The sequence below is a fragment of the Actinoplanes sp. NPDC051346 genome, from assembly GCF_040682215.1.
In the GTDB taxonomy this organism is placed as follows: domain Bacteria; phylum Actinomycetota; class Actinomycetes; order Mycobacteriales; family Micromonosporaceae; genus Actinoplanes.
In genome coordinates, this window is record NZ_JBFBAJ010000004.1 from 183,896 (window position 1) to 204,398 (window position 20,503).

Here is a 20,503-nt window from a genome sequence, read left to right on the forward strand (position 1 = left end):
CCGGGCTCGGGCGTTTCGCTTGGTCGGTGGTGCTCCGGGCTCGGGCGTTTCGCTTGGTCGGTGGTGCCCCGGGCTCGGGCGCTTCGCTTGGTCGGTGGTGCCCCGGGCTCGGGCATAGAGTGGCGTGCGTGTCTCGATCCCCCCGTCGCGCCACCGTCCTGCTGCTCGCCTGCGTCCTGCTGCCACCGCTGGCCGCGGCCTCCTGCGGCGACGAGCCCTCCGGCGTCACCGTCGGCACCGCCGCGCGCGGCACCGTCGACGAGATCGTCGAGGCGTCCGGCGCGGTGACCGCGCGGGCGGCCGGCACGGTCACCTCGCCCGCCGACGGCACCCTCGCCGAGCTGCGGGTCGACGCCGGCGACCGGGTCCGCAAGGGCCAGGTCGTCGCCATCGTCGACTCGCCCGCCGCCGAGAAACGCCTCGACGACGCGGCCGAGGCCCTGGACGCCGCCTCCGGCGGGAACGTCTCCACCGGTGGCGGCGCGGCGGGCTTCACCGCGGCCCGCCGGCGCACCGACGCGAACGCGGCGAAGGCCTTCGCCGCCGCCCGGGAGGCCGCCGAAGAGATCACCGACCCGGCGCTCCGCAAGGCGTTGCTCGCCCAGGTCGCCGCGGCCCAGAGACAGTACGCCGCCGTCTCCGCGGCCGCCGGCGCCGCCGTACGGTCGGTGCAGAGCGGCGTGGCAAGCGTGGCCGCCGCCGTCGACGCCCTCACCGCCGCCCAGCGGGTGCAGGCCCGACAGGCGTACGAGCTGGCCGAGGCGTCGGTCGACGCGCTGACCCTGCGCGCGCCCGTCTCCGGCGTGGTGCAGCTCGGCGGCACGGCCTCCACGGCGGCGCCGTCACTGACCGACCTGATTTCCAACGCCGACCCGACCGCCGTGGGAACCCCCGCCCAGGCACCGCTGCCCGGCGTGGACGTCGCCGTACCCGTCGGAGCCGCCGTCGGCGCGGGCACCCCGATCCTCACCGTCGTCGACGTCGCGGGCCTCGGCGTGGCCGCCGAGGTCGACGAGACCGATGTGCTGCTGGTCAAGGCCGGCGGCACCGGCACGGTCGAGCTCGACGCCGCCGCTGGCGCCCGCTACGTGGCCACGGTCCGCGCCATCGACCTGCTGCCCACCACCTCGGCCCGGGGCGGCGTCTCCTACCGGGTACGGCTGACGCTGGGCCGGGGCACGTACCCCGACGGCACGGCCGCCCCCGCGCCCCGGCCCGGCATGAGCGCCATCGTCCGGCTCCGGGTGCGTCAGGCCACCGACGCCGTGACCGTACCCGCGAGCGCCGTGGTCTCCCGCGACGGCGGTGACGGCGTGTGGGCCGTGCGCGGCGGCAAGGCCGAACGGGTGCCGGTGACCCTCGGCGTCCAGGGCGAGGACCTGGTGCAGGTGGTCTCCGGCCTCGACGCCGGCCAGCGGATCGTCGTCGCCGGCGCCGACCAGGTCAGCCCGGGACAGGACCTGCCGTGAGCCCGCCGGCCATCGTCGCCACCGACGTGACCCGTACCTACGACCTGGACGGCCTTTCCGTGCCCGCCCTGCGCGGCGTATCGCTGACCGTCGGAGGCGGCGACTACCTCGCGATCGTCGGCGCCTCCGGCTCGGGAAAGTCGACGCTGATGCACCTGCTCGGCGGCCTGGACCGGCCCACCGCGGGCAGCCTGCTCATCGGCGGCCGGGACGTCACCTCGCTGTCGGCGCCCGAGTTGGCCCGGCTGCGCAACGAGGTCATCGGCTTCGTCTTCCAGTCCTTCCACCTGTTGCCGCGCACGAGCGCCCGGGACAACGTCGCGCTGCCCCTGGTGTACCGCGGCGTGGGCCGCCGGGAACGCCGGGCCCCCGCCGCGGAGCTGCTGGACCGCGTCGGCCTGGGACACCGGGTCGATCACCGGCCCAACCAGCTGTCCGGCGGCGAGCAGCAGCGCGTGGCGATCGCCCGGGCGCTGGTGACGAGCCCGTCGGTGTTGCTGGCCGACGAGCCCACCGGCAATCTCGACTCTGCCACCGGGGCGTCGGTGCTCACCCTGCTGGAGTCGCTGAACGCCGACGGCGTCGCGGTCGTCCTGGTCACCCACGACCGTGAGGTCGCCGCCCGCGCCCACCGCCAGATCGTCATGCGCGACGGCCGCATCGTGGGCGGGGACGTTCTCGCGGGTGGGGACGCGCTCGCGGGCGGGGACGCGATCGTTGGCGGGGAGGCGATCGTTGGCGGGGAGGCGCTCGCGGGTGGGGACGCGATCGTTGGCGGGGAGGCGCTCGCGGGTGGGGACGCATGAGGCTGGCGGAGGCCTGGCGGGTTGCGCTCGACGCGCTGCGCGCCAACCGGCTGCGCAGCGCGCTCACCATGCTCGGCATCGTCATCGGCGTCGCCTCCGTGGTCGCCCTCGTCGCGATCGGCACCGGCACCAAGCAGCAGATCGAGCGGCAGGTCGAGGGGCTCGGCTCGAACCTGCTCATCGTCGTACCCGGGCGACTCGAGGCCGGCGCCACGCCCTCGGTCTCCACGATGTCGCTCGACGACGTCGACGCCGTCACCCGGATCGTCGGCGACCGGTCCCGCGTGGCGGTCACCGTCGCGTCCGGCGAGACCGTGCGGGCGGGCAGCCGCTCGGTCTTCACCAGCATGCAGGGCGTCCTCGAGACGACCCCGGCCGTGTTCGTCCGCCGCCTCGACCGCGGCAGCTATCTGACCCGCTCCGACGTCAACACCGCCCGGCGGGTCGCCGTGCTCGGCGCGGGGGTCGCCACCGGGCTGTTCGGCGACCGCGACCCGGTCGGGCGGCAGATCACCCTCGACGGCGTCCGCTTCCGGGTCGTCGGCACCTTCGAACCGCTCGGGCAGAGCCTCGGCGTGGACCGCGACAACGAGGTGCACGTACCGGTCACCGCGGCACACCGGCTGCTCGGCACGGACCGCATCGACGGTCTGGCCGTCCGCGCCCCGGACCGCGACGGCATCGACGCGCTCGGCGCCGACATCGTCGCCACGCTGGGCGAGCGCCACCCCGAGACCGACTTCAGCGCGGTCACCCAGGAACAGATCCTCGGCGTACTCGGCGACATCCTCGGCGTCCTCACCGGCGTCCTGGCGGCGATCGCCGGCATCAGCCTGCTCGTCGGCGGCGTCGGCGTCTCCAACATCATGCTGGTCTCGGTGCGCGAGCGGACCCGCGAGATCGGCCTCCGCAAGGCCGTCGGCGCCAGGCCCCGCGACATCGGCCTGCAGTTCCTGCTGGAGGCCGTCCTGCTCACCACGCTCGGAGGAATCCTCGGCATGGCGCTCGGGATCGCCGCCGCCCTGCTCGTCGACCGGCTGTCGCCGGTGCCGGCCGCGATCACCTGGTGGTCGCTCACGCTGGCGTTCGGCGTCTCGGCCGTCGTCGGCATCGTCTTCGGCGTCGTGCCCGCTCAGCGTGCCGGACGGCTCGACCCGGTTGTGGCCCTGCGCACCGAATGAGCAAACGCTCAACCCCGGCGGCGGGTGGCCGAAGTGTGGACGTGTTGTTCAGGACGGACCGCTCCGGATTCGAGCTGCGCGATCTTCACGGTGCCTCCCGTGCGGTCGCGTACCTCGTCCTGGCCGCCACACCGTACGTGTTCGTCACCGGCGTCCTGGGGTCGGGCATGACGATCTCCGGTCGGGCGGCCGTGATCGCGAGCGTGCTGTTCATGGCGAGCCTCGGCGTCGCCTCCTGGTTCCGGCCCGCGGAGGTGCCGCGCTCCTTCTGGCTCATCGTGCCGATGCTGTCCACGACCCTGATCACCGGCCTCAACATCATCACGAACGACGCCAGCACCGGGGCACAGTTCTTTTACCTCTGGCCCGTCCTGTACGTGGCCAACTTTCTCGGTCGCAAGGCCATCTACGCCAACATGCTGCTGGTCTTCGCCGGCGACGCCGCCACCGTCTTCACGATCCTCGGGCCCGCCCGGGGGCTGATGGACTGGGTGGCCACGATGCTGACCATGACCATGGCCATGATCGTGGTGTCGAGCCTGCGCAAACGCAACGACCAGCTCCGCACGGTGCTGGAGCAGCAGGCCAACGCCGACGCCCTCACCGGCCTGGCGAACCGGCGCTGGTTCACCGAGTCGCTCGCCCTCGAGACCGCTCAGGCTTTGAGCGCCGGCGGCAGCCTCGCCCTGCTCACCGTCGACCTGGACTACTTCAAGACCATCAATGACACGTACGGCCACACGGAGGGCGACCGCGTGCTGCAAGCGGTGGCGGCTTCCATGCGTACGGTGACAGGCGACCGAGGCATCGCGGCCCGCCTCGGCGGCGACGAGTTCGTGATGCTGCTCCGCCTCGACCGCCCGTCCGCGGTCGCCGTGGCACAGGAACTGCGCGCCGAGGCCGCGTCGGTCCGCGACCTGCCCGGCGGCGCGCCCAGCCTCAGCATCGGCGTCGCCGTGTTCCCCGAGGACGCCGCCACGGCGGCGGAACTGGTGGCCGCCTCGGACACGGCGCTCTACGACGCCAAGGCCTCCGGACGCGGCAGGGTCGCGGTGGCGGGCCGCCGGCGCGACCTGGACCGCGTACCCGACCTGGACCGCGTACCCGACCTGGACCGCGTACCCGACCTGGACCGCGTACCCGACCTGGACCGCGTACCCGACCTCACCGTGCTGTCGGAGCTGCGGCCTTGACCAGCCCGAGAATCTCGCGGCGCAGCCGCGGATAGGGCCCCCACCCGTCCCGCAGCACGTGGATGTAGACGGCCTCCAGCGCGACATCGATCCGCTCGGCCAACTCCTGATCGTCGGGCAACCCCAACCGCACCGCCCGCGCGAAATGATCGAGCGCCTCCATGTACCGCCCCTGATCGAAGGCACTACGCCCGGCGTTCTCATGCACGACGCTGCGCACCACCTCGGGCGCGTCGGAACTGGCGGCCTGCTCGAACAGCCGATCCGCCTCCTGGTAGTCACCCCGCAGTCGAAGCACGTGAGCAAGCTCCGCCTGAGCAATGACGATCGCCTGCACATCCCCCGCCGACTCGGCATGCGCCAACGCCAGCCGACTCGCGGCCGCGGCGAGCCCCAGCTCGTCCAACAGCCGATACACCTCGGCCCGCACACTGAGCAGCCCGGCCCGCGTGACGTTGTCAGCCTCCTCGGCGAGCGGACCGTCCAGCCGCTCACCGAGCGCCCGCAGCGCGTCCCGGTCGTCGACGACCTCCTTGAGCGTGCCCCCGTCCAGCCGCCAACGAATCGCGGCGAGATCCTCCAGACGTACGGGCCGGCGCTTGTCGTCTTGCGGGGCTTCTTCCCGTCGGTCTTGGTCTTGCGGATGCTCGGCGGTGTGCTGCGGTTCTTCCCCCGAGATCTCCGTCGTCTCATGGGCCTGGGTCGAGGTTTCCTGCACCGGGCTTTCGTGCGCCCGGGTCGGGTCTACCTCCGGCAGGGTCGGGTCCTTCTCCGCCCGCGGCGCGGCGTCCTCCGTCCGCGGCGTGGCGTCCTCCGTCCGCGGCGTGGCGTCCTCCGTCCGCGGCGTGGCGTCCTCCGTCCGCGGCGCGGCGTCCTCCGTCCGCGGCGTGGCGTCGGAGGTGGTGTCGGCCGCCGCGACCAGGCCGTTCATCAGACCGCTGAGGTCGAGGTCGATCGAGATGCCGTTCTGGTTCGGCGCGGCCGGGGACGTCGGCCCACCCGAGACCGGGACGGACGCCGCGGCGTCCTGCGCCTGGGCCGGGCTGCTCTCCGTCGGGGCGGGTTCGGAGTCAGCTGCCGAGTCGGTGACTACCCCGTCGTTCTCGACCGGGGGCACCGCCGGTTCGGCCTTCGGTGCGCTCTTGGGGACGAACCAGGTGGGACCAAGGTCGGAGTCCGCGTACTTACGCGGGCCGTCCGGGCCGGACGTGCGCAACCGGCCGATGGGCTCGGCGTTCGCCGCCGGGTTCGGCCCTGGGCGGGACGCGGGAGGCACGACGGAGACCGGTTGGGCGGGGACGTCCTTCTGGAGCGCTCGCGAGGCCTCCACCTGGCGGACTGCCTCGGCCCGCCGAGCCTCCTCGGCCTTGCGCGCCTCCTCCGCCTGGCGGTCTGCCTCCGCTTGGCGTTCTTGCTCGGCCTTGCGCGCCGCCTCGTCCGCCTTGCGCGCTTCCTCTGCGAGGCGCGCTGCTTCGGCTTGGCGTGCCGCTTCGGCCAGGCGCGCCGCTTCGGCTTGGCGTGCTTCCTCCGCCCTGCGTGCCGCCTCTGCCTGGCGTTGCTGTTCGGCCTGGCGCGCCGCAGCGGCCTTGCGTTGCTGTTCGGCTTGGCGTGCCGCTTCGGCCTGGCGTGATGCTTCGGCTTGGCGTGCCGCTTCGGCCTGGCGTTGCTGTTCGGCTTGGCGTGCCGCTTCGGCCTGGCGTGATGCTTCGGCCTGGCGCGCCAGTTCGGCTTGGCGCGCTGCTTCGGCCTGGCGGGCCTCCTGCGCCGCACGCGCGGCGCCGGCGTCGGGGGCGGGCACCGGGGCCTGCGGGAGGCGCGGCGCCGGAACACGGACCGCGCCGGCATTCGGGAGGCCGCCGGCTGGCGCATTGCCGCTGGTCGCTTCGGCCGCGTTCGCCGTTCCGGCCTCGATGATCGGCAGCTCGCCAGTCGGCGCACCGAGAAGGCGCGGATCGACGGTCGACCGCCCAGCGGCGGACGAACCCGACGCCGGCACCGGGCGCCGTCCCTGATTCTCTGGTGCACCCGCCTCCGGCGTCGCGCTGATCGGACGCTGGTGGCCGGGCACGCCGCTGGCGGGACGGTCCTGACCGGGTGCGCCGCTGGTCGGGCGCTCGTGGCCGGGTGCGCCGCTGGTCGGGCGCTCGTGGCCGGGCGCGCCGCTGGTCGGGCGGTCTTGGCCAGGTGCGCCGCTGATGGGACGTTCTTGGGCGGGCACGCTGGCAGCCCAGTCGTGGCCGGGCATGCCGCTGACCGGCGCGATCCGGGACGGTGGGCGCTGCGACGGAGGAACGGGGGTGGGCACACCGGTACCAAGGATCATCGCGGTGCGCGGCCCACCCACGATCGGCCGTTCCGCCGTCGCGGCGTCATCCTGAACCGGAAGCGTCTGCGGCCCGAAGCGCGCGTCCCCGGCCGAAACCGACGGTGCGGCCGGCCGATCCGTCCGTGGAGCGAACGCCGGCGGCGCCTGCGGCGCCTCGAACGACGGCCGTTCGCCGCGGCTCTCCGGCGCCGCCCCTACGGCAGGCCGGCGCATCGGCGGCGGCGCGCCATGCGCAGAAAGCGGCGCGCCCTGCGGCGCGGACGGCGGGGCGGCATGCTGCACCGGAGGCGCGCCGGGTCCGGCAGCGGCAGGGCTGATCGGATTGTCCGGGCGGTGCGGGAGCGCGACAGCCTCGTCCTGCCGGGCAGCGTAGGCGGCAGGGCTGACCGGATTGTCTGGGCGCTGCTGGATCGCGGCGGGGCTGACGGGCCCATCCTGCCGGGGCCCGTAGGCGGCGGGGCTGACCGGGAGGTCCGGGCGCTCCTGGAAGGCGGCGGGGCTGACGGGCCCATCCTGGCGCGGCCCGTAGGCGGTGGGGCTGACGGGCCCATCCTGCCGGGGCCCGTAGGCGGCGGGGCTGACCGGGAGGTCCGGGCGCTCCTGGAAGCCGGCGGGGCTGACAGGCTCCTGCCGGGGAGCGTATGCGGCCGGACTGATGGGCGGGTCCGCAAGCTGCGGCCCGGGCATGAACGCCGCCGGGTTGTCCGGACGCTGTTCCTCACGCGGCGACCGCGCGGGGTAGCCAGGCACAACAGGCGGCACGGCCGCCGTCCCACGACCGGAACGGGGCGCGTTGCGGTCCGGGGAAGCCGGAATGATCGGACCATCCGAGGTGACATAGCCGACCCGGGACGGCCGCTGGCCCTCGGCGCCCTGATGAAATGCTGCCGGACGCCCGGGAATTCCACGCTGCGCGCCCTGGTCGTTGACGGCCGGATGTCTCGGGCCGGCCGGCCCATGCTGCGCGACCTGCTCCTCTACGGCCGGTTGCCCGGTCGAGCCGTGCGGCGCACCCTGGTCGACCGCCGCCGGATACCTCGGCTCGGCCCCGGCCGGACGCCCGACCGGCTGAGAGGCGGGCGACTGAGGACCATTGTCCGGGCGCGGAGCTGTCGGCGTACCCGGCTGTTGCGCGGCCGGAGTCCTAGGCACCGTAGGCAGCGCGGGCGTGACCACCCGGGGCGCCGCCGTCTGCGGCGGCGCCGCGATGACGCGGGGCTGGACCGGCGGCTCGGGCCTCTTGACAACCCTCGGCGCCGGCGGAGGGGTGGCCTTGCTGAGGATCCGCGGCGCGGTGGGCGGAGTGGCGCGGCTCAGGACGCGCGGGCCATCGCCTTCCGGCTCCGGCGCGCGATCGTCGCCCGGTGACGCCGCGGCAGCGGGAGCATCCGTTCGCGGACGGTACGGGACGGGCTCGGCGGGCAACTCCGGCTCTTCCACACGCCGGTGCTCCGGCCGCTGGAAGGAGTCGCGCTGATCCGCCCACCGCACGGCGGCCTCGTTCTCGCCGTGCGCGAAGGCGGCCGGATCCTCCCCAGCGGGCCGCACCCTGGCACGTCCCGCGGCAGCGGCGCCGCCACCCGGCACAGAGCCCGTCGGCTGAGGCCGCTGCGGCGTCGCGGGCGAGTTCCTGCCGTCCGGGAGCTCGGCCGGCGCCTCCGGACCCCGCCGAAAGGCAGCGGGCTGCTCCACATCGCGTCGGGGATCTCCGGGCCCACCGTCGTAGGGAAAGGCGCCGGGCTGCGCCACCCCAGGCCGGAAATCTCCGCCCGGAACCCCACGCCGGAGCGCACCCGAGTCCCCAGCGTCGCGCCGGAAGGCCGCCGGGTCCCCAGCGTCGTGCCGGAAGGCCGCCGGGTCCCCAGCGTCGTGCCGGAAGGCCGCCGGGTCCCCAGCGTCGCGCCGGAGCGCGGCCGGATCTCCCACGTCCTGCCGGAACGCGGCCGGCTCTTCGACGCGCGGCCGATCCTGCCGCCGGCGGTCGTCACGCTGCCGGTCTCGGGCGCCCCGCCCCGCGGCATCCCGGCGCTCGTCGTCGCGGTGGGACGGATCGCGGCGGTTCCGCGTCGGGCCGTACGCGACTTCGTCCTGGCGGTCGGGGGAGCGCCGGTCGTCCTGCGCGGGCCGGCGCGGCTCGCTGTCCGGTGGCGTGGCCCGCGGACTGTCCGGCGGCGTGACCCGCGCTCGCCCGCTGGCCGGCGCCTCGCGCTCCTTGCGGCGGCCGCGGCGGGGGCGTTCCGGTTCATCGGTCTGGTCGCCGTCCCAGAACGACGATGTCTCGATGCGCCGGGCGCGCTGAGCCGACACGTACCGGCGCTGGGCCTCCCAGTCGGAGGCGTCGAAGTCACGGTCGTCGTACTCGAGCTCGTCGAAGTCGAGGCTGCGCACCGCCCAGCCGTCCATGCCGGGGGAGACCGGCGCGGCATAGAGGTCGGCTTCCTGGAATTCCGGATCGTCCAGCCAACTGGGGCGGTCGCCGTCGAAGGCGGAGCTGATCTGAAGCTCGCGGTCCGGTGACCGTTCGTGGCCGACCTGCCGTCGCTGCCTGCGTTCGGCAAGCTCGTCGACGGGCGGTTCCAGCGGACGCACCGAGGCCATTTCCGGCGCACGAGAAATGCGCGGCGCCACACCGAAGTCATCATCTTCGATGTATTGCGCACGCGCTGTCGGCCGCTGCGCCTCCGGCTTGCGCCGAACGTCCGGACCCCATCGCGAAAGAACGGCCGCCTCGGCATGCGGATCACGCCCCGTGACGGTGGAATCCGCACGCGGCACGGGAGGATCGTCGTCGTACTCGGCGTCCCAGTACTCGTCGTCCTCGTAGCTCATCGGGTCCCCCCGGCCCCGAGCCGCGGTCGGAGGAGCGCCGCGCCGGCCCGTCGCCGCATTCGTCCCCCCGCCCTCGCCGCCACGTACGCTGCCCCCGCGCGCCCGTTACCACCTTCCACGCGGTCGAGTGGGAGGTTAGCCGCGCTCCTGCCTGCGGCGCTACCGCCCGCTGGAGCGCGTCACCCGACCCACGGACGCCCCTGACGTCCGCCGACCGTCCCGCCGCCACGCCCCACCGGGAGAACCTGTCGACGGATAGTACGGTCCCCGGCCGCCTATCGGTTCAATTCCTGTGGCAGGTGATGCGGATGCTCCGGCAAGCATACGCAGAGTAATGGCGATCTTCCCGTAACTTTTGTCGCCCCTGGGGCGCCCCTACCGTTTCCGACGGCAAAATTCCCGGCAAATTTAAGCCAATTTTAAGACCCGCTCGGCGGCCCAGAGATAAACGCCACCCACTGCAGACACCGCTTTGATAAGTACGGCTACCGACAGTGACCATGTCAACGATCACGTTCGAAGCCCCCGATCACGCCAGCACGCGATGTCACCGAGCAGCCAACGGCCCGACCCACTGCGGTGCCCGCCCGATGCCCGGGGCCGGTGCGGGCCGATTCGGCACACGTCGGACCCGGAAGCAACCCGGCGACAAGACGGATACCCGACACCGATAGACAGAAATGGATCATGCCGAGCGAATACCTCGCCGGGCCGGAATGCCACGGCGTATGGCGGAGTCTGCCACAGCCCCAGCGGGATCCGGACGGGGTGACCCTGCGCCGGGAGTCGCCAAGAAGCGCGGAACACGACAGTCCTCACGGCGGGCCGAACAAGGACGGTGCGGAAAGCCCTCCGAACACACCTCCTCGCGCACTCACACGCGACCACCGTGGTTCCCTCTGCGAGCGGACGGCGGGAGAGCTCTCGTTGGAGGGGAGCCGATCGAGCGCCCCGGGCTTTCGCCATCCTGCTGACGGGCGCCCATTGCCCCGCCGGGCGGGTTTCTGCTGTTCCCGTGCCCAGGGAGCTCCCCCTTCCTGTGCGCCGGCTCCCGTTGCCCCGGCGAGCGGGCGGGCCTCCGCTGCTTCCGCGAGCGGGCGGGCCTCCGCTGCTTTCGCGAGCGGGCGGGCTCCCGCTGCTTCCGCGAGCGGGCGGGCTCCCGCTGCCCCCGTGCGGGTGGCTTCTGACCGCTTTCGCGCGCGGGAGCTTGCGGGCTAGCGAGCCGTCACCGCACTCGCCCTCGCGGGACCAGTCGGGTGACCGGCATTGGCGGTGCCGGGATGGGCGGGCCGTCGTAGCCGTGTACCGTCCCGAATCGCCGGTCTTCGCCCGATTCCCAGGCCTGTCGCGCGTTCACGATGTCGTCGTGGTCGCGGCCGATGAAGTTCCACCACATCACCAGTTTCTCTGTGAACGGCTCGCCGCCCAGAAGCATGAGGCGGGTCTGCGGTCCGGCCGAGAGCGACAGCGTCGACCGTCCCGAGCCCAGGTAGAGCAGTGGCCCGGGTTTCAACGGGGTGTCCGCCGCTGTCACCGCGCCGTCCAGGGTCAGGATCGCGTATTCGAAGTCGGGTCTCAGGGGCAGCTGTGCTTCCGTGCCGGCCGTGAGGGTGATCTCCGCGCCGACCAGCGGGGAGTAGCAGCGCGCGGGGGATGTCGCGCCGGCCAGTTCGCCCATGACCACCGTCGCTGTCAGGCCGCCGTCGGTCAGGGTGGGCAGGTCGGGGTGGTGGTCGAAGGAGGGTGCCGTGTCGCGGTCGTTGTCGGGTAGCGCCACCCAGAGCTGTACGCCCTGGAGCACAGAGCTGCGCACCGGCGGTGTCTCCTCCGAGTGGGAGATCCCTCGTCCCGCCGTCATGAGGTTGAGCTGGCCGGGCCGGATTTCCTGCCGGTGACCGAGGCTGTCGCGGTGCAGGATCTCGCCGCTTACCAGCCAGCTCACCGTCTGCAGTCCGATGTGCGGGTGAGGCCCCACCCGCATCCCGGCGGAACCGGTCAGGTCGTGCGGCCCGTAGGCGTCGAGGAAGCACCACGCACCGACCATGCGCCGGTGCCTGCTGGGCAGGGTCCGCACCACGTCCATGCCCCGTGGGCCACCCAGCGCAACCGACGCTCCCTCCAGGAGCTCCACCTCGTGGGACGACCGCGCCGGGCCGGGGACCTCCGGGTCCGCTTCCAGACTGCTCACCGGGAAAACGCTACTCCCGGGGTCCGACACTTTCCCGCCGTCTCCGCGCCGAACGCCGCCGACGCGCCAAAGAAGGCGCGACCAAGAAGGCGCGACAAAGAAGGCGCGACAAAGAATGCCGCCGTGACCAAAGAAGGCCGACGCGCCAAGAAAGGCGCGACACAGAAGACCGACGCGACCCTTACCACTGAGCCGGGCTGAACACCCGCCCCCTGAGCAACCCCGCACCAACCACCATCAACCCCAAAGCCACCGGCGCGTTCATCGACACCCCGGCCACAGCCACCGTCCGCCCCTCCAGCAGCCCGCCGAACCCCACCGCCGACACCCCCAGCACCCCCGCCGTGCACAGCATCCCGCCGGCGACCGCCGCCGGTCGGGAGGCGCCGGGGAGGATTGTCGCCGGTCGTACCGTGTCGAAGCGCCGGAAGGTTGTCACGAAGGCGGCGGTGATGGTTGCGGCGGCGGCCAGCCACAGTGGTCGGGTCAGCCACCACCAGAGCGTGCCGGGTGGTCCGCCCATGCCGGACCGGAAGGCCGCCAGCAGCGCGAACGCCGCGCTCAGATGCCACAGGAACGCGGTCATCGCCAGCCCGTTCGCGGCCACGACAGCCTGCCAGACGCGGGCCCGGGCGAGCAGGCGGGTCGCGGGTCCACGCAGGAGCATCGCCAGGCCCGTGAGCCACAGCGCGTGCGCCGCCAACGCCATGGTGGGCGGGGACATGTTGGACATCGCTTGACCGGGGACGCCCACCATCGAGATCGGGTACGGCCCCAGCACGGTCAGCGCCAGCAACGCCGCCAGGCCACCGCCGGTGAGGAGTCCGCCCCACCTCTGCAGGGTGCCGTCGGCGTAGAGGTAGCCGAGTTGGTGCACCGCGAGCCACACGAACAGCAGGTTGAGCACGGCCGCTCCGCCGTACCCGTGCAAGCGCAGCGTGTCCACGACGGCGGCCGCGGCGAGCAACGTGACCGGGACCCATCCGGCGAATCTGCGGTGCAGGCGCAGCATCGTCGGCGCCAGCGCGATCAGCGCGAGGTAGACGCCGAGGAACCAGAGCGGCTGGACCACGGTGCGCAGTGCCACGCGGACGATGCCGTGGTCCTGGCCGGCGAGGCCCGCGCCGAGCGCCACCGCCAGCCAGACGCCGAGGAAGACCGCCGTGGGGCGCAGGAGGCGGGCGATCCGGGATCTGACGAAGTCGGCGTAGCCGCCGCCGCGTCGGGCCAGCGATGTCAGGGCGGTCGCGTGGGCGAAGCCGCCGACGAGGAAGAACAGCGGCATGACCTGGAACAACCAGGTGAGTGGCTGCAGGGCGGGGACGACGGCGAGGATGTTGGTGACGCGGTCGCCGCCCGGCGCGGGTACGGCCATGAGCCAGTGCCCGGCGATGACGACGCCGAGCGAGATCACCCGGAGCAGGTCGACGTAGCGGTCGCGGCCGGGCGGGGTGTGGGCGGCGAGCCGGGCTGCTGACAGCGTGGCGGATGTCATGACACCACACCCTGCCGTGGTATCGACCCGCGCGGATGAGCCCGCGTACCTATGCGTGGAGCCGGGCCGACCCGAGCACCCTGGTGATCGTCACCTCGAGGACGACCCGTTCGGGGTTGGGTCGGGGCGCGCGGTAGCGCTCGGCGTAGCGACGGACGGCCTCGGCCACCGATTCCGGGTCGTCGCGGACGACGGCGAGCCCCTCGACCGTGCACCATCGCGCGCCGTCGACCTGGCAGACCGCTACCGTCGGCGCCCCGGCGAGCACGTGTCGGATCTTGGCCGAGGTCCGTGAGGCGGTGACCCGCAGGAGTCCGGCGTCGGGGTCGAGGGTCGCGCCGACGGGCACGACGTGCGGTGAGCCGTCGGTGCGCAGCGTGGTCAGGGTGCAGAGATGCCGTTCCCGCCAGAATTCCCGCAGGGTGGGGGAGTCGAGGCTGACCTGCCCGCTCATGCCTTCTCCGCGGGCAGCACCCCGGCGCGGACCGCCTCGACCAGCCGCTCGTGGTCGCGTTCGACCTGGTCCGCGTACGCCCGGGCGAAGCGGCACAGCATCTCGTCGAGCTTGTCGCTGCCTCCGATGTAGCCGGCGATCATCGACGCGCCGCTGGTGCGGGCGTGGCTCTTGGCGAGCAGGAAGCCGCAGATCCCGGCGTAGTCCTCCAGTGCCGGGGCGTCGATGTCCTCGACGAGGATCGCGCCCTTCATGTCGCGGAACTGGCGCACGTAGTACTGCACCCGGCCGACGGTGGTCCAGCCGAGCAGCGGGTCGCTGACCGTCTGCAGGGCCTGCTGGTATTCCACGACCCGCTGCCCCTGGTGGCGGTGCCATGCCCGCGCGCCGTGCTGGTGAGGCGCCACCACCGATCGTCGGGCCTGCTTGAGCTGCAGGAACACCACGTCGTCGGGGCTGCTTCCCTCGCACAGCGCCACGTACGCCCGCAGTCCCACCGAGCCGACCCCGACGACCTTGTGCGCGATGTCGACGATCCGGTAGCCGGCCAGGATCCGTGCCCAGTGCGGCGGCAGCGAGAGGAGGTAGCCGTCCAGGGCCGCGGACAGGTGCTTGAGGTCGGCGTCGCTGGGTCGGGTGATCAGCGGCGGTTCCTGGACGAGCCGCACGGTGCCGTCGCGCTGCTCGGTGAACCGGGGCAGTGCCCGGTCGCTGGTGCGCCGGCGGGCCCGGCGGGCCGCTCGTTCGATCTCGTCGCGGAAGCTCGCCTTGGTGGCGGCTTTGCGCAGGGTGTCGACGTCGACGGTGTCGAACGAGCGGGCCAGCAGCGGCTGTGCGGCGAGGTGGCCGATCTGCTCGCGGTATTCACTGACGCAGTGCCGGACGGCGTCGCCGCAGGCGCTCTCGCGGAAGCCGTTCTGCCGCCCGGCGACCCACACGCTGGTCACGAGCCGGCGCAGGTCCCATTCCCAGGCGCCCGGGTGTGCCTCGTCGAAGTCGTTGAGGTCGAAGACCAGTTCGCGCTCCGGGGAGGCGTAGAACCCGAAGTTGCCCAGGTGGGCGTCGCCGCAGATGACCGGTGTGATGCCGGTGGCCGGCAGGCCGGCGAAGTCGTCGGCCATGATGTTCGCCGAGCCGCGCAGGAACGCGTACGGCGAGGCCATCATCCTCCCGACGCGGACGGGGATCAGCCAGTCGAGCCGGCCCTCGTGCGCGGCGACGAGCTGGTCCACCGGGTCGGGCCGGTGCGGCGGGGGCGACCAGTGGGCGAGGTCGGAGCGCGGCGAGCGTTCGCGCAGGGAGCGGCCGAGCTCGTAGCGCTCGGCGCGGGGCCGGCCGGGCAGGCGCAGCGAGGTGAAGCCTTCGTCCCGGCCGGTGTCGAAGACGACATGACCGTTCGGCGGTGGGAAGACCGGGCTCGCGTCCATCACCAGCGAGGGTACGCAACCCGCCACGATCACCGGCACCGGGTGAACAGCCAGCAATGTGATCGCTAACAATTCGCGGCGCCGTAGGCGTTGACAGGTAAAAATGTTAGCGGTCACACTACGGGCTATGTCCGCTGCCTCTGACCAGTCCTTCGTGGTCGGTGTCGATTTCGGCACCCTCTCGGGTCGGGCCGTCGTCGTCCGGGTCGCCGACGGCGCCGAGCTCGGCACCGCCGCCTACGACTACCCGCACGCTGTGCTCACCGACTCCCTGCCCTCCGGCACCCCGCTCGGTCACGACTGGGCGCTGCAGGTGCCCGCCGACTACGTCGGGGTGCTGCGACACGCCGTTCCCGCCGCCGTGGCCGCCGCCGGCGTCGACCCGGCTCTGGTCGTCGCCATCGGGACGGACTTCACCGCCTGCACGATGGTGCCCACGACCGCCGACGGCACGCCGCTCTGCGAGCTCGCGGCGTACGCCGACCGGCCGCACGCGTACGTGAAGCTCTGGAAGCACCACGCCGCCCAGCCGCAGGCCGACCGGATCAGCCGGCTCGCCGCGGCGCGCGGCGAGCCGTGGCTGGCCCGCTACGGCGGACTCATCTCCTCCGAGTGGGAGTTCGCCAAGGGGCTGCAACTGCTCGAGGAGGATCCCGAGATCTACGCGGCCATGGACCGCTGGGTCGAGGCGGCCGACTGGATCGTCTGGCAGCTCACCGGCCGCTATGTCCGCAACGCCTGCACGGCCGGATACAAGGGGATCCGTCAGGACGGGAGCTACCCGTCGCGCGCGTTCCTCGCCGAGCTGAACCCCGCGTTCGCGGGGTTCGTCGCCGACAAGCTGGACCAGCCGATCGGGCAGCTGGGGGAGGCCGCCGGCACGCTGAGCGCGCGGGCCGCCGGCTGGACCGGGCTGCCCGAGGGCATCGCCGTGGCGGTGGGCAACGTGGACGCGCACGTCACCTCGGCCGCCGCCCAGGCGCTCGATCCGGGGCAACTGGTGGCCATCATGGGCACCTCGACCTGTCACGTGATCAACGGCGCCGAGGCGGTCGCCGTCCCTGGCATGTGCGGAGTGGTCGACGGCGGCGTCGTGGCCGGACTGTGGGGATACGAGGCCGGGCAGAGCGGGGTCGGCGACATCTTCGCCCACTATGTGCCACCGACCTACACCCATGAGCGGCTGACCGAGCTCGCCGCCGCGCAGCGCCCGGGCGAGCACGGCCTGCTGGTGCTGGACTGGCACAGCGGCAACCGGTCGGTGCTGGTCGACCACGAGCTGTCGGGGCTGGTGCTCGGCGAGACCCTGGCCACCCGTCCGGAGGACGTCTACCGCGCCGTCGTTGAGGCGACCGCGTTCGGCACGAGGACGATCGTCGAGACCTTCGAGCGCGCCGGGGTGCCGGTCCGCGAGTTCGTGGTCGCCGGCGGTCTGATGAAAAACGCGCTGGTCATGCAGGTCTACGCGGACGTGCTCCGGCGGCCGCTGTCGGTGATCGGCTCGGAGCAGGGTCCGGCGCTGGGTGCGGCGATCCACGCGGCGGCCGCCGCCGGGGCGTACCCGGATGTGCGGGCCGCGGCGGCGGCGATGGGCCGCAAGCGGGAGGCGGTGTGGCGTCCCGACCCGCGGGCGAGCGCCGTCTACGACGAGCTGTTCGAGGAATACACCCGACTGCACGACTACTTCGGCCGTGGCCAGAACGCGGTGATGCGCAAGCTGCGCGCGATCCGGCGCCGGGCGGTGCGGTCATGATCGCCGCGAGTGTGCTCACGACGATCCGCGGGCAGGTCGCGGAGCTGCACGCCGAGTTGCCGCGCAACGACCTCGTCGTGTGGACGGCCGGTAACGTGTCCGCCCGGGTTCCCGGCGAGGACCTGCTGGTCATCAAGCCGTCCGGGGTGCGCTACGACGAGATCACCCCGGAGAACATGGTCGTCACCGACCTCTACGGCAACCTCGTCGAGGGCGTGCTGAGCCCGTCGAGCGACACCGCCGCCCACGCCTACGTCTACCGTCACCTGCCGCACGTCGGCGGGGTCGTGCACACCCACTCGACGTACGCGACCGCCTGGTCCGCCCGGGGCGAGGCCATCCCGTGCGTGCTCACGATGATCGCCGACGAGTTCGGCGGCGAGATCCCGGTCGGGCCGTTCGCGCTCATCGGCGACGACTCCATCGGCCGCGGCATCGTCGAGACGCTGCGGGGCCACCGGTCGCCGGCGGTGCTGATGCGCAACCACGGCGTCTTCACCGTCGGCGCGGACGCGAAGGCCGCCGTCAAGGCCGCGGTCATGTGCGAGGACGTGGCCCGCACCGTGCACATCTGCCGGCAGATCGGCGAGCCGCTGCCGCTCGGCCAGCGCGACATCGACTCCCTCTATGCCCGCTACCAGCACGCCTATGGACAGGAGAGCGCCTCGTGAAGCCCCAGATCTGGTTCCTGACCGGAAGCCAGCACCTGTACGGCCCGGAGGCGCTCGACCAGGTCGCGTCCCAGTCGCAGCAGATCCAGGCGCTGCTCGTCGCCGGCGGGCTGAGCGCCGAACTCGTCGGGCGGCCGGTGCTCACCGACAGCGCCGCCATCCGTACGGTGATGCTCGAGGCCAACGCCGATCCGGCGTGCCTGGGCGTGATCGCCTGGATGCACACGTTCTCGCCGGCCAAGATGTGGATCACCGGCCTGGACGCGCTGCGCAAGCCGCTGCTGCACCTGCACACCCAGCTGCACGAGACGCTGCCGTGGGCGTCCATCGACATGGACTTCATGAACCTCAACCAGGCCGCGCACGGCGACCGGGAGTTCGGCTACATCCAGACTCGGCTGGGCGTGGCCCGCAAGACGGTCGCCGGGCACGCCGCCGACCCGTCGGTCGTCGCCCGCGTCGACGGCTGGGCCCGGGCGGCCGCCGGCGCGGCCCGCCTGCGCAGCCTGCGGCTGGCGCGCTTCGGCGACAACATGCGCGACGTCGCGGTCACGGAGGGCGACAAGGTCGAGGCGGAGCTGCGCTTCGGCGTCTCGGTCAACACGTACGGCGTGAACGACCTCGTCGCGGTGGTCGACGCGGTCGAGGAGCCGGCGGTGGACGCGCTGGTCGCCGAGTACGCGGACGCGTACACCCTGGTGCCGGAGCTGGCCCGCGGCGGCGACCGGCACGACTCGCTGCGCTACGCGGCGCGGATCGAGGCGGGACTGCGGCGGTTCCTCACCGACGGCGGGTTCGGCGCCTTCACCACGAACTTCGAGGATCTGGGCGGCCTGCGCCAGCTTCCCGGCCTGGCCGTGCAGCGGCTGATGGCCGACGGCTACGGCTTCGGCGGCGAGGGCGACTGGAAGACCTCGGCGCTGCTCGCGGCCGTGAAGGCGATGGGTACGGGCGCCGGGGCGGGCACCTCCTTCATGGAGGACTACACCTACCACTTCGGTCCGGGCGAGCAGAAGATCCTCGGCGCGCACATGCTCGAGGTGTGCCCGAGCATCGCCGCGGCCCGGCCGTCGTGCGAGATCCATCCGCTGGGCATCGGCAACCGTGAGGATCCCGTACGCCTCGTCTTCGACGCCGCGGCCGGACCGGGCGTGGTGATCGGCATGGCCGACCTCGGCGACCGGTTCCGTCTGGTGGCCAACACGGTCGAGGTGACGCCGCCGGACGAGCCGCTGCCGAGGTTGCCGGTCGCGCGGGCGGTGTGGAAGCCGGCGCCGTCGCTGCCGACGTCGGCCGAGTCCTGGCTGACCGCGGGCGGGCCACACCACACCGTGCTGACCCAGGCTGTGGGCGTGGAGGCGGTGCGCGACTTCGCCCACATGCTGCACACCGAACTGCTCCTGATCGACGAGACCACGACCACGCACGACTTCGCCGACCGGGTGCGCTGGAACCAGGCGTACTACCGGCAGTTTCCGCGCTGAAAGATAACGGCCCGGTAACAACCATGTCCGGGCCTGTTCACTTCTGATCGAACGTGCGGGAAAGTCCGCCGTGACCCCTCAAGGAGGAACGATGAAGCACATCCGGCTCGCGGCGGTGGCCACGGCCATGACGCTCGCGGCGGCGATGGCCGCCTGCGGTTCCAGCGAGAAGACGATCGACCAACAGGGCGCCGGCGCCGACAACAAGGGCGCGCTCGTCGGCGTGACTATGCCGACCCGGTCCTCCGAGCGCTGGATCAGCGACGGCGACAACGTCAAGAAGCAGCTCGAGGCGCTCGGCTACAAGGTCGACCTGCAGTACGCCGGCGACGACATCCCGACCCAGACGCAGCAGCTCGACAACCAGATCACCAAGGGCGCCAAGCTGCTGGTCATCGCGTCGATCGACGGCACCGCGATCACCACCCAGCTGGAGAACGCCAAGGCCGCCAACATCCCGGTCATCGCGTACGACCGGCTGATCCGCAACAGCGCAGACGTCGACTACTACGCCACCTTCGACAACTTCAAGGTCGGCGTGCAGCAGGCCACGTCGCTGCTGACCGGGCTCAAGGTGGTCAACGCCGACGGCTCCAAGGGCAGCGCCAAGGGTCCGCTCAACATCGAGCTGTTCGCCGGTTCCCCCGACGACAACAACGCCACGTTCTTCTTCAACGGCGCGATGAGCGTGCTCAAGCCCTACCTCGACGACGGCACCCTGGTCGTGAGGAGCAAGCAGACCGACTTCAAGCAGGTGGCGACGCTGCGCTGGCAGGCGAAGGTCGCCCAGGACCGGATGGAGAACCTGCTGACCTCGACGTACCGCGGCGGCGCGAAGGTCGACGGCGTGCTCTCGCCCTACGACGGCCTCTCGATCGGCATCCTGTCGGCGCTCAAGAGCAACGGCTACGGCGCCGCGGGCCAGCCGTACCCGATCGTCACCGGTCAGGACGCCGAGCAGGCGTCGGTGAAGTCCATCATCGCGGGCGAGCAGTACAGCACCATCTACAAGGACACCCGGGCACTGGCCAAGACCACCGTCGAGATGGCCGACGCGGTGCTCAGGGGACAGACCCCGAAGACCAACAACAGCAAGGACTACGACAACGGCAACAAGATCGTCCCGTCGATGCTGCTCGACTCGGTCATCGTCGACAAGACGAACTATCAGAAGGAGCTCGTCGCCAGCGGTTACTACACCGAGGCCGACCTGAAGTGACCGGCGCC

General features: G+C 72.5%; 14 protein-coding genes. 9 read left to right on the forward strand and 5 right to left on the reverse strand.

Annotated features, from left to right (window positions below; all coding sequences use genetic code 11):
* Positions 1-128: 128 nt before the first annotated feature.
* The 4 genes from AB0M36_RS12135 to AB0M36_RS12150 are packed head-to-tail and all read left to right on the forward strand — an operon-like array spanning position 129 to position 4,649.
* Entirely contained in the window at positions 129-1,469 is a 1,341-nt protein-coding gene (locus AB0M36_RS12135) for an efflux RND transporter periplasmic adaptor subunit (RefSeq protein WP_364155704.1), read from the forward strand.
* Positions 1,466-2,275 (forward strand): ABC transporter ATP-binding protein, encoded by an 810-nt coding sequence (locus tag AB0M36_RS12140; RefSeq protein WP_364155706.1) that lies wholly within the window; start codon positions 1,466-1,468, stop codon positions 2,273-2,275. The genes AB0M36_RS12135 and AB0M36_RS12140 overlap by 4 nt, the downstream gene beginning before the upstream one ends.
* A complete protein-coding gene (locus AB0M36_RS12145) occupies positions 2,272-3,456 on the forward strand; it encodes an ABC transporter permease (protein WP_364155707.1) in 1,185 nt (394 codons plus the stop codon). The genes AB0M36_RS12140 and AB0M36_RS12145 overlap by 4 nt, the downstream gene beginning before the upstream one ends.
* A gap of 41 nt (positions 3,457-3,497) precedes the next feature.
* Complete coding sequence (locus AB0M36_RS12150) at positions 3,498-4,649, forward strand: GGDEF domain-containing protein (protein ID WP_364155708.1); 1,152 nt, start codon at positions 3,498-3,500, stop codon at positions 4,647-4,649.
* On the opposite strand, the gene AB0M36_RS12155 is transcribed toward AB0M36_RS12150, so the two are convergent.
* Positions 4,621-7,737: a hypothetical protein gene (locus AB0M36_RS12155; RefSeq protein WP_364155710.1), complete on the reverse strand. Its 3,117-nt coding sequence runs from the start codon at positions 7,735-7,737 to the stop codon at positions 4,621-4,623. The genes AB0M36_RS12150 and AB0M36_RS12155 overlap by 29 nt on opposite strands.
* Before the next feature lie 1,077 nt (positions 7,738-8,814).
* Here AB0M36_RS12155 and AB0M36_RS12160 point away from each other — a divergent pair.
* Positions 8,815-9,492 (forward strand): hypothetical protein, encoded by a 678-nt coding sequence (locus AB0M36_RS12160; protein WP_364155712.1) that lies wholly within the window; start codon positions 8,815-8,817, stop codon positions 9,490-9,492.
* Positions 9,493-11,029: 1,537 nt separating this feature from the next.
* Here the strand turns inward: AB0M36_RS12160 and AB0M36_RS12165 are convergent.
* The 4 genes from AB0M36_RS12165 to AB0M36_RS12180 all read right to left on the reverse strand — a co-directional run bounded on the left by AB0M36_RS12165 (position 11,030) and on the right by AB0M36_RS12180 (position 15,368).
* Complete coding sequence (locus AB0M36_RS12165; protein ID WP_364155713.1) at positions 11,030-11,992, reverse strand: pirin family protein; 963 nt, start codon at positions 11,990-11,992, stop codon at positions 11,030-11,032.
* A 181-nt stretch (positions 11,993-12,173) separates the two neighbouring features.
* On the reverse strand, positions 12,174-13,487 hold the full coding sequence (locus AB0M36_RS12170; RefSeq protein WP_364155715.1) for an acyltransferase: 1,314 nt from the start codon (positions 13,485-13,487) through the stop codon (positions 12,174-12,176).
* Positions 13,488-13,536: 49 nt separating this feature from the next.
* Positions 13,537-13,941: a TIGR03618 family F420-dependent PPOX class oxidoreductase gene (locus AB0M36_RS12175; RefSeq protein WP_364155717.1), complete on the reverse strand. Its 405-nt coding sequence runs from the start codon at positions 13,939-13,941 to the stop codon at positions 13,537-13,539.
* Positions 13,938-15,368: a DUF2252 domain-containing protein gene (locus AB0M36_RS12180; RefSeq protein WP_364155719.1), complete on the reverse strand. Its 1,431-nt coding sequence runs from the start codon at positions 15,366-15,368 to the stop codon at positions 13,938-13,940. The genes AB0M36_RS12175 and AB0M36_RS12180 overlap by 4 nt, the downstream gene beginning before the upstream one ends.
* A 127-nt stretch (positions 15,369-15,495) precedes the next feature.
* Here AB0M36_RS12180 and araB point away from each other — a divergent pair, with 127 nt between their 5' ends.
* The 4 genes from araB to chvE all read left to right on the forward strand — a co-directional run bounded on the left by araB (position 15,496) and on the right by chvE (position 20,495).
* On the forward strand, positions 15,496-17,121 hold the full coding sequence (araB, locus tag AB0M36_RS12185) for a ribulokinase (protein ID WP_364155721.1): 1,626 nt from the start codon (positions 15,496-15,498) through the stop codon (positions 17,119-17,121).
* Positions 17,118-17,792, forward strand: a complete 675-nt coding sequence (locus AB0M36_RS12190) for an L-ribulose-5-phosphate 4-epimerase (protein ID WP_364155723.1) — start codon at positions 17,118-17,120, stop codon at positions 17,790-17,792. Before araB ends, AB0M36_RS12190 begins: the two co-directional genes overlap by 4 nt.
* Positions 17,789-19,276: an L-arabinose isomerase gene (gene araA, locus AB0M36_RS12195; protein WP_364155725.1), complete on the forward strand. Its 1,488-nt coding sequence runs from the start codon at positions 17,789-17,791 to the stop codon at positions 19,274-19,276. Before AB0M36_RS12190 ends, araA begins: the two co-directional genes overlap by 4 nt.
* 91 nt (positions 19,277-19,367) lie before the next feature.
* On the forward strand, positions 19,368-20,495 hold the full coding sequence (gene chvE / locus AB0M36_RS12200; protein WP_364155727.1) for a multiple monosaccharide ABC transporter substrate-binding protein: 1,128 nt from the start codon (positions 19,368-19,370) through the stop codon (positions 20,493-20,495).
* The last annotated feature ends 8 nt before the right edge of the window (positions 20,496-20,503 follow it).

What these genes read in the sequence shown, in the direction of transcription:
- AB0M36_RS12145 (WP_364155707.1), top strand. Translation starts at nt 2,272, where the DNA reads ATGAGGCTGGCGGAGGCCTGGCGGGTTGCGCTCGACGCGCTGCGCGCC.
- AB0M36_RS12175 (WP_364155717.1), bottom strand. Translation starts at nt 13,941, where the DNA reads ATGAGCGGGCAGGTCAGCCTCGACTCCCCCACCCTGCGGGAATTCTGG.
- araB (WP_364155721.1), top strand. Translation starts at nt 15,496, where the DNA reads ATGTCCGCTGCCTCTGACCAGTCCTTCGTGGTCGGTGTCGATTTCGGC.
- AB0M36_RS12180 (WP_364155719.1), bottom strand. Translation starts at nt 15,368, where the DNA reads ATGGACGCGAGCCCGGTCTTCCCACCGCCGAACGGTCATGTCGTCTTC.
- chvE (WP_364155727.1), top strand. Translation starts at nt 19,368, where the DNA reads ATGAAGCACATCCGGCTCGCGGCGGTGGCCACGGCCATGACGCTCGCG.
- AB0M36_RS12170 (WP_364155715.1), bottom strand. Translation starts at nt 13,487, where the DNA reads ATGACATCCGCCACGCTGTCAGCAGCCCGGCTCGCCGCCCACACCCCG.
- AB0M36_RS12190 (WP_364155723.1), top strand. Translation starts at nt 17,118, where the DNA reads ATGATCGCCGCGAGTGTGCTCACGACGATCCGCGGGCAGGTCGCGGAG.